Origin of the sequence: Nonomuraea zeae (assembly GCF_005889725.1) — a bacterium.
GTDB classification, from domain to species: Bacteria; Actinomycetota; Actinomycetes; order Streptosporangiales; family Streptosporangiaceae; genus Nonomuraea; species Nonomuraea zeae.
Genome location: NZ_VCKX01000031.1, coordinates 63,207 through 69,968, shown reverse-complemented (window position 1 = coordinate 69,968; position 6,762 = coordinate 63,207). Strand labels below are relative to the sequence as shown.

At 72.1% G+C, this 6,762-nt stretch carries 7 protein-coding genes; 4 read left to right on the top strand and 3 right to left on the bottom strand.

Translation table 11 applies throughout. The features are described 5' to 3' along the window. Positions 1 to 176: 176 nt before the first annotated feature. A complete protein-coding gene (locus tag ETD85_RS13280) occupies positions 177 to 830 on the top strand; it encodes a nucleoside/nucleotide kinase family protein (protein WP_138689974.1) in 654 nt (217 codons plus the stop codon). Here the strand turns inward: ETD85_RS13280 and ETD85_RS13275 are convergent. Next, positions 808 to 1,194, bottom strand: a complete 387-nt coding sequence (locus ETD85_RS13275) for a VOC family protein (protein ID WP_138689973.1) — start codon at positions 1,192 to 1,194, stop codon at positions 808 to 810. The genes ETD85_RS13280 and ETD85_RS13275 overlap by 23 nt on opposite strands. 103 nt (positions 1,195 to 1,297) lie before the next feature. Further along, positions 1,298 to 2,494 (bottom strand): AI-2E family transporter, encoded by a 1,197-nt coding sequence (locus ETD85_RS13270; RefSeq protein ID WP_240779128.1) that lies wholly within the window; start codon positions 2,492 to 2,494, stop codon positions 1,298 to 1,300. 175 nt (positions 2,495 to 2,669) lie between these two features. On the opposite strand from ETD85_RS13270, the gene ETD85_RS13265 reads away from it, so the two are divergent. Then, positions 2,670 to 3,644 carry a zinc-binding dehydrogenase gene (locus tag ETD85_RS13265; protein WP_138689971.1) on the top strand — a complete coding sequence of 325 codons (975 nt, stop codon included), beginning with the start codon at positions 2,670 to 2,672 and terminating at the stop codon, positions 3,642 to 3,644. A 40-nt stretch (positions 3,645 to 3,684) separates the two neighbouring features. Here the strand turns inward: ETD85_RS13265 and ETD85_RS13260 are convergent, their stop codons facing one another. After that, positions 3,685 to 4,605, bottom strand: a complete 921-nt coding sequence (locus tag ETD85_RS13260; RefSeq protein ID WP_138689970.1) for a diacylglycerol/lipid kinase family protein — start codon at positions 4,603 to 4,605, stop codon at positions 3,685 to 3,687. Positions 4,606 to 4,702: 97 nt separating this feature from the next. Here ETD85_RS13260 and ETD85_RS13255 point away from each other — a divergent pair, with 97 nt between their 5' ends. Together ETD85_RS13255 and ETD85_RS13250 are read left to right on the top strand one after the other, a co-directional pair. Then, a complete protein-coding gene (locus tag ETD85_RS13255; protein WP_240779127.1) occupies positions 4,703 to 5,443 on the top strand; it encodes a phosphatase PAP2 family protein in 741 nt (246 codons plus the stop codon). Beyond that, the gene (locus ETD85_RS13250) at positions 5,436 to 6,116 is read left to right on the top strand and encodes a phosphatase PAP2 family protein (RefSeq protein ID WP_138689968.1); all 681 of its coding nucleotides are present in this window, start codon (positions 5,436 to 5,438) and stop codon (positions 6,114 to 6,116) included. Before ETD85_RS13255 ends, ETD85_RS13250 begins: the two co-directional genes overlap by 8 nt. The last annotated feature ends 646 nt before the right edge of the window (positions 6,117 to 6,762 follow it).

Here is a 6,762-nt window from a genome sequence, read left to right as displayed (position 1 = left end):
CCCCACGGCCTGCACCCCGGCCACGCCCGAGACGCCCGTGGCCTGCACTCCGGCCACGCCCGAGACCTCCTCGGCCGTCGCCTCGCCCACACCCGTGACTCCCGTGGCCTCTTTGGCCGTCACCTCGGTCATGTCCGGGGCCGCCTGCCGGTCGTGCCCGCCGGCGGGGGTGCGCGGTGACGGGAGAGCAGCTGGTCGCGCGCGTGCGCGGGCTCGCCGCGGCCGGCGAGCGGGTCGTGGTGGGCATCGCCGGGTGCCCGGGCGCGGGCAAGTCCACCCTGGCCGGCTGGCTGGCCGGCCACCTCACCGCGGCCGGGCTGCCGGCGGTGTGGGTGCCGATGGACGGCTTCCACCTGGCCGACGTCGAGCTCGAACGGCTCGGGCGGCGGGGGCGCAAGGGCGCCATCGACACCTTCGACGCCCACGGCTACCTGGCACTGCTGCGCCGGGCCCGCGCCGAGACCGGCAACGTGGTCTACGCGCCCTCTTTCGACCGCGAGATCGAGCAGCCGATCGCCGGCGCCATCCCGATCCCGCCGGACGCGCGGGTTGTCGTCAGCGAGGGCAACTACCTCCTCGCCGCCGCCGAGCCGTGGCGGCAGGTGCGGGCGGCCATGACCGAGGTCTGGTACGCCGACCTCGACGACCGCGTCCGCCTGGACCGCCTCGTCAAACGCCACGTCCAGTTCGGCAAGGCCCCGGCCGAGGCCGTCCGCTGGGTGGCCGAGGTGGACGAGCCCAACGCCGTCGCCATCCGCGCCACCCGCGACCGCGCCGACCTGCTGGTGGACGTCGACGCCCTGCCGCTCACACCTTCGGATAGTTACTGAGCTCGATGAGGTTGCCGTCGGGGTCGCGCAGGTAGACGCTGCGAATGGGCCCTTCGGCGCCCGTACGCTCCACGGGACCCTCCTCGATCTCGGTGCCGTGACCGGCCAGCTCGGTCATGACGTCGTCCAGCGGATCCTCGACGACCAGGCACAGGTCCGCGCTGCCCACCACCGGCCGCGCGGCCTTCGGCTCGAACTCGTGGCCGGCCTGGTGCAGATTGATCTTGCTGCGCCCGAACGCCAGCCCCCGCCGGTCCGGGCCGAACGTCACCTCCGTCATCCCGAGCACGGTCGTGTAGAAGCGGACGGTGGCCTCGACGTCGGCCACGGTCAGGACAAGATGGTCGAGCCGGTCGATCCGCATGGAAAGCTCCTCGAAAAAGGGCGGTCCCCCGATCCTGCCCGGGAAGCGCCGCAGGCGAACGGCCGGGTCCGCTCGGTGCCGCCGGCGAGCGGCCGGGGGCCGCTCAGTGCCGCTCCTGGCGGGGCAGCACCACCTCGGCCACGATGAGCTGGAGCGCGGCGGCGGCCGGGATGGCCAGCAGCGCGCCCACCACGCCCAGCAGGGTGCCGCCGATCAGGGCGGCGACGATGGTCGTGGCGGCGGGCACGTCCACCGAGGACTTCATCACCTTGGGCGCGATCCAGTAGTTCTCGACCTGCTGGTAGACGATGAAGAAGACGAGCGTGGCGATCGTGACCGGCAGGGAGACGAACAGCGCGCTGAGCGTGGCGATGGCCGCGCCGATGCCGGCGCCGATCAGCGGGATCAGGTCGGTGATGGCGACGATGATGGACAGCGGCAGCGCGTACGGCACCCCGGCGATCGACAGGAAGATGAACGTGGTCACCCCGGCGATCAGCGAGATGAGCAGGTTGCCGGCCACATATCCGCCGACGCGGCGCAGGATCTCGTCACCGAGCATCTGCACGCGAGGCCGCCGGCTCTTGGGGACCAGCCGGTAGCCCGTACGCGTGATGGAGGGCAGGGCGGCGAGGAAGTACAGAGTCAGGATCAGCAGCGTGAGGGTGGTGAAGACGGCGCTGATGACGATGCTCGCCACGCCCAGGATGCCGCCGAAGAGCTGCTGGCCGAGCTGGCCGCTGGTCAGGTACTGCGCCCCTCGCTCCAGCAGGCCGTAGCGCTGGTCGAGCTCGCGTACCTGGGGGTTGTTCTGCAGCTGGGCGACGTACGACGGCAACTGCTTGACGAACTGGCCGGCCTGGTCCGACAGGGCCGGCACGATCGCGAAGGCGAAGCCGGTGAAGCACGCGATGACCAGCAGGAACACCGCGGCGATCGCCAGCCGGCGGGCCACTCCCCGCTGCTGGAGCCACTCCACGACGGGGTTCAGCCCGACCGCCAGGAACAACGCCATCGAGATCACGATCAGCACGGAGCCGGTCGCGGTCAGCGCCTGGACCAGCAGCCAGGCGCTCAGCACGCCCAGGGCGGCGGTGAAGCCGAAGGTGAAGGGGGTGCCGGAAATGGGACGGCCGGGCCTTCCGAACGGCAGGCCGACGCCGTCCTTCCGGCCCCGGGAATCGCCCGGATCCTCTCGATGGCGCTGGGACTCGTCGTCCGCGCGGTCGTGGGAGTCGTCCCGGCGGTCATGGGGATCGCTGGTGGTGGCAGCCGCGACATCGCTGCGGGTCTCATGCACGGAGGGCTCCTTAGGCGGGGGTAGACCTCCTCTGCCCTGCACGATCGCTTCATATCCTGCGGTTCGGACACACCCCGCCCGGGCTCCCGCACGGACGCCGAGTTGACCTCAAGTCAAGTCGAGGTTGCAGGCTGGCAGCGGACATTGACGCGCTGGATCCCAGGGAGTGGTCGGCATGCGAGTGGTGAGGGTGACCTGGTTCGGCGGGCCCGAGGTGATCGAGGCAGGGCAGGCGCCGGAGCCGGTGGCGGGGCCGGGACAGGTCGTCGTCCGGGTGGAGGCGGCGGAGATCAACTTTGTCGAGACGCAGCTCCGGCGGGGCATCACGCCGGGGCCGCCGCTGCCGGAGACCCCCTACGTCCCGGGCGGCGGGGTGGCCGGGCGGGTGGCCCGGCTCGGCGCGGGCGTGGACGCCTCCTGGCAGGACCGGCGCGTGGTCACCCGTACGGCGGGACACGGCGGCGGCAACGCCGAGCTGGCCGTCGCGGCGGCGGCCGACCTCATCGAGGTGCCGGACGGCCTGGGCCTCCAGGAGGCCGCCGCGCTGCTGAACGACGGCAGCACGGCGGTCGGCCTGATCGCGAACGCCGGCGTGCGGGCCGGGGACTGGGTGCTCGTCGAGGCGGCGGCCGGCGGTCTGGGCAGCCTGCTGGTGCAGCTCGCCCTCGCGGCCGGGGCACGGGTGGTGGCCGCGGCCGGGAGTGCGGACAAGCTGGCCGTGGCCCGCGGCCTCGGTGCCGAGGCGGCCGTCGACTACGGGCGGCCCGGCTGGGGGAAGCAGGTGTGGGAGGCGACCGGCGGCACCGGGCCCGACGTGGTCTTCGACGGGGTCGGCGGGCGGATCGGCCGGGAGGCGTTCGAGGTGACGGCGCGCGGTGGGCGCTTCTCGGTGCACGGCGCCTCCAGCGGCCGGGCCACCACGATCGAGCCCGAGGAGGCCGCGCGCCGCGGCGTCACGGTCCTCGGGCTGGAGCAGCTCGCCGGGCTGGGCGCCGATCCGCGCGGCCGGACCGAGACGGCGCTGGCCGCGGCGGCGGCGGGCCGGATCAGGCCGGTCATCGGCCGCACGTTCCCGCTGGAGCAGGCGGCCGACGCGCACGCGGCAATGGAGGCCCGCGCCGTCCCAGGCAAGACCCTGCTGCTTCCCTGAACCCCCGGCTCAGGGGGAGAACCTTCCCTGAACTCCCGGCTCAGGACCGGTCCTTCTCCGCGCTCTCGGCCCAGGGCTGGTCGTCGAGCGGGAGGCAGAGCGTGAGCGCGCCGGGCACGGCCGCCGCCTTCAAACGGGTGGTGGCCGTGCGCTCGCCGCCGTCCAGCTCGTACGTCAGCGGCGTCCCGAACCGGGCGGACACCTTCCTGGCCCGGGTGATCCGGACGAACGGGGAGTCCTCCGACCGCCCGGCGGTCATCCGGCCCATGACCCTCGCCCACTGGACGGGGCCCTTGGCGGTCGAGACGCCGACCTCCAGCCAGCCGTCGTCCGGGCGGGCGCCGTCGAACGCCTCGATGCCGCCGGCGATCGTGCTCACGTTCCCCAGCAGCAGGCAGCTCGCGTCACCCTCGAACCAGGTCGTACCGTCGACCTTGATCTTCATCGGCACCAGCGGCCCGCCGACGTGCCGGACGGCCGCCTTGACGTAGCTCAGCTTGCCGAGCCGCTTCTTCGCCTTCCCGTCGGCGTCGGCGATCATGTCGGCCTCGAACCCGGCTCCCGCCATCACCGCGAAGTGCTCGCCGTTCAGCACCCCCAGGTCCAGCTTCTCGCGCCGGCCGAGGAAGCCGATGCGTACGGCCTCCTCAAGGTCGATGGGGATGCCCAGGTTGTTGGCGAACAGGTTCGCGGTGCCGGCGGGCAGGATGGCCATCGGCACGCCCGTGCCGGCCAGCACGTCGGCGCAGCGTTGCACCATGCCGTCACCGCCCCAGACGAACACCAGGTCGGCGCCCTCCTTCAGCGCCTCCCGGACCTTCTTGCAGGCCTTCTTGCTCTTCGGCACCTCGTACCAGAGCAAGTCGCCGACGTCCTGCTCGGTGATCAGCACGCGCAGCCTGTCCAGGCCTGCGCCGAGGGTCTTCTTACGGTGCGCGACAACCGCCACGGTGGGGGACATGCCGTCCGGACTACCCCCGGGCCCGGCTTTCAGACAGGAATCATCGCGGCCTGACGGGGTAGCCGAGCGCAACCGCGCATCAAGGAGGGCCGGAACTGTGAGGCGGCGACTGCTGAGACCCCGTGCTGACCGTGACCGCAGCCTGGGGCTGCGTCTGACGGTCGCCAGCGTCGCGGTGGCGCTCATCATGATCCCGTTCAGCGTGCTGCTCGTCGTGGCGAAGATGCCGGTCAACGAGCTGGACGCGGAGGTCGCGGCGGAGCTGCACGAGTACGCGCTGGCCCACCCCGGTGTGACCAGGCTGCTCATCGTGTGGACGGACCTGTTCGGGCCGTGGCCCTGGCGCGTCGCGGTCATCGCGTACGCCGTCTGGCTGCTGCGCCGGGGCGCGCCCCGGCTGGCCATCTGGGCGGTCACCACCGTGACCGTGGGCGGGCTGCTGGGCCTCGCGCTCAAGGTCATCGTCGCCCGTGCGCGGCCGCACCTGCCCGACCCCGTCGCGCTCGCGCCGGGCGACTCGTTCCCGTCGGGCCACACGGTCAATGTGACCCTCGGCGCGGGCGTGCTCGTGCTGCTCCTGCTCCCGAGGCTGCCCCGATGGGGGCGCCGGGTGGCGTGGGCGCTCGCGGCGTTCCTGGTGCTGTCGGTCGGCTACACCAGGATCGCGCTCGGCGTGCACTGGGTGAGCGACGTGGCGGCCGGGATCGTCCTGGGCGTGGCGGTGATCGCCGCGACCGCGGCGGGATTCGAGACCTGGCGGCGGGATCAGGGCCGCAGGCCCGCCTCGCCGCTGGCAGAAGGAATGGAACCCGAGTCGGTGAAGGTGAGCCGTGAGTAAAACTGAACACGCGAAGTACTACGCGTTGACGATCTTAGTGCCGATGCTCCTGATGGCGGCCGTGACCTATGGCGTGGGCCTGCTGATCCTCGACTGGCCTACCAGTGAGGCCACCGTGAGCCGGGACCTGGCCGCCGACCGGACGTCGCTGTGGAACACCTACACCGACTTCGGCAGCAGCCTGTCGGACACCCCCTACATCGTGGCGCTGACCGCGGTGGTCGTGATCGCCTGCCGGCTCGTGTACAAGCGCTGGCGCGAGTCGATCTTCATGATCGCGGCGGTCTGGAGCCAGTCGCTGATCTTCCTGGCCGTCACCATGCAGGTCGGCCGGCACCGCCCGCCGGTGCAGCATCTCGACCCCGCCCCGCCGACCTCCAGCTTCCCGTCGGGGCACGTGAGCGCCGCCGTCGCGTTCTACTGCGGGCTGGCGCTGGTCCTGACCACGCACGTACGCAACCGGGCGCTCCAGGTGGTGATCTGGGTGCTCGGGATCGCGGCGCCGCTCGCCGTCGCATTCTCCCGGCTGTATCGCGGCATGCACTTCCTCAGCGACGTCCTGTGGGGCCTGCTGCTGGGGGTCGGCTGCGTGGTGATGGCCGCCCGGGCGATCCTGTACCGGCGTGAGCAGCGGCGCCAGGCGCAGGCGCCGAAGCTCGTCCAGCGGGCCTGACGCCCAACCGGGCCTGAGGCCCGGCTTCATGGGGGCACGCTCAAGTCCGGGCGTGCCCCATTGCCCTGTACGGGCGTGCCGGCGTAGCCGATGCGTCGCGGCGGCGGTCTCCGGCAAGAAGTGAGGCGAGCCGGTGAGGGCAGGCGAAGGACCGGGGCAGGTGCGCGTTCTGCATGAACAGCGAGACAGCCGCCCACGCGTTGACGCCGCTGGACGGCGAGACGGTGCTGACGGGCCCTACCGGCGAGCACCGGCACGCTCTGGTGCGACCGTGCTGCCCGCCGGCGCCGTCTATGCCCGCGCCGGTCGCGGCGCTCGGAACAACGTCACTCGGTGACGGTCTTGGGGTTGGGCGTTTTGACCGACACCTTGGCGCCCCAGCCGGTGTAGCGGGTGTCGACGATGACGGTGCTGTTCTCGAAGTCTTCGTAGTCCTCCGAGACGCCCTTGGCCGTGTAGGAGCTCCACAGCCTGCTGACCAGGCCGGCCGAGTTGAGCGTCAGCTTGTAGGAGACCGCTGTGTCCGAGGCCCAGGAACGGAGGTCGGAGCGGGAGAACCAGGCGGACGCCTTGCGCAGGTCTTTGAAGGTGATCGTGCCGGTGACCGTGTTCCCGCTCGTGCTGCCCTTCTTGAGCAGCGCCGACA

Excerpts from the sequence above, each read along its gene's own strand:
- ETD85_RS13265 (WP_138689971.1), top strand. The coding sequence starts at position 2,670 with ATGCGAGTGGTGAGGGTGACCTGGTTCGGCGGGCCCGAGGTGATCGAG.
- ETD85_RS13275 (WP_138689973.1), bottom strand. The coding sequence starts at position 1,194 with ATGCGGATCGACCGGCTCGACCATCTTGTCCTGACCGTGGCCGACGTC.
- ETD85_RS13260 (WP_138689970.1), bottom strand. The coding sequence starts at position 4,605 with ATGTCCCCCACCGTGGCGGTTGTCGCGCACCGTAAGAAGACCCTCGGC.